This window comes from Mesorhizobium sp. P2_A12 (assembly GCF_056405075.1).
In genome coordinates this window covers 1-1,784 of record NZ_JBFUCU010000072.1, presented here as the reverse complement: position 1 = coordinate 1,784, position 1,784 = coordinate 1, and the positions used below count along the sequence as shown (strand labels likewise).

The following is a 1,784-nucleotide window of genomic DNA, read 5'->3' as shown; positions in this document are numbered from 1 at the left end:
GTCGTAGACCGTCACTGACCAAAAAAGTTTGATCGGCGGATTGGGCGGAACGCGCAGGCGATACGACCTGCCGCCATCGAGCCATTCGCCGGCCTTGTCCTTGTAGGCACTGAGATAGGCTGACGACGGGCCTGGGTGCTTGGGGGCCATGGCCGCGTCAGCACCCACGGCCTCGTAGAACCACGACGCGCGTTCATCGAGCAGGTTCCAGAAGGCCTTGGGATCGTCTGCGTCGAGCATCAGCGCAAAGTCCCAATGCGCGTCGGGCCGGTATTTTCCGTTCTTGAAACGGCGGTCGGCGGAATTGGCTTTCGCCATGGCCTCGCCGACCAACGCGGCGTCGGTCAGGATCTTCTTTTGCCGCGCGTCCGGCGCAAAGGGCTTGCCCTTTTCCAGCCCGAGAGGCCGCAGCATGGCGCTGAAGAAGATGTCGCGTGCTTCGATCGGTTCGGCCTGAATCACTTCGTCGACCCGCTGCCAGTATTCCATGCCGCGCGGCGGCAGTCCGCTCCACGCTTTCGTGCCCGCATTGAGGATGCCCATCTTGGGTGGATTGTCGCGCTGGGCGTAGGGATACATGCGCAGGTGCGATAGGGCATCCTTGGCGGTTTCGGGATCGGCGTCCGTTAAGCGCACACCGAGGAAGATGTTGACGGTCGGCGACTGACGAACGATGTAGTCGGCAGCGTCGGATGGCGCCTTGGACCCCGGAGGCAGCACCAGATACTTGCCCGGCGCCTCCGTCCCTGGAATGGCCCTTTGCCAGGAATCGTTGATCGCGCCTAGCACCCCGTGCGCCGGCATCTCAAGCACCAGCGGTCCATCTGACAGATTGGCAAACCCGAGATAGTACGGCGTCGTGGCATTGGCCGTCAGAATGCCTCGCCTGGCCTCGTAGGACAGGATCGCCACGATCTGCCCATTCTTGGCCCCGAGCTGCTGGTTGGTGCCGCTCTGCCATGCCCTGAACGCAACTGCCGGCAACGACCAAAGATAGGCCTGGCATGCGCGTTGAAAATCGCGCTCGTCGTAAAGCTTGCCGACCGTCGCGTCGGTCGGATAGCCGTTGGCGAAATCGTGGGTGAATTCGAGCACGCCGATGCGCGTGTCGATCTTTTGCAGTTTGACGGAGCCTTTCGCCCCGGTACGCTTCGCCTTCGCGTGGGCGGGATTTTCGGCGCTGGCGAGCGCGGCAAGCGCCGCCGGCGCGGCGGTGGCCAATATCGAGATCGTTTCCCTGCGGTTGAGCCTCATCGCCCTCTCCTGTGACTATTGATCGGCGGCGGGCTCGACATCAGGCAGCGCCAGGTCAGCGCAAACCCCGACATCCCATATGGTTTTTCGTGACCAACCACGGCTAACTCCCTCGGACCAATGCCAAAGTCCCTTGTCGGCCTACACTCGCTCGAAATCCGGCAACGGCCAGGATCGATCGAAGTACGGCTCGGTCGGCTGGTAGAAGCGGAAATACGCGAACCAGTTCCTGCCCGGCACCGTCGGAATCCAGTTCTTTTCGAAGCCTGAAGGTGGCTTCGGCCCGGTATGGATGTCGACCGACCCATCGGCGTTCATGTGCAGGTCCATGCGCGACGAACGGTCGGTGATGTTTTGATCATTCAGGATCAGGGCACGCGTGCCGACGTCGTAGACCGTCACTGACCAAAAAAGTTTGATCGGCGGATTGGGCGGAACGCGCAGGCGATACGACCTGCCGCCATCGAGCCATTCGCCGGCCTTGTCCTTGTAGGCACTGAGATAGGCTGACGACGGGCCTGGGTGGGGTG

The 1,784-nt window shown here is 62.2% G+C and carries 2 protein-coding genes; both read right to left on the bottom strand.

The annotated features are described in order from the left end of the window. Positions 1–1,254: DUF1254 domain-containing protein (locus AC1DZU_RS35500; RefSeq protein ID WP_477292107.1), on the bottom strand; the 1,254-nt coding region annotated here is incomplete at its 3' end. A 141-nt stretch (positions 1,255–1,395) separates the two neighbouring features. Then, positions 1,396–1,784, bottom strand: a 389-nt coding sequence (locus AC1DZU_RS35495; RefSeq protein WP_477292105.1) for a DUF1214 domain-containing protein, incomplete at its 5' end; no start/stop codon positions are given.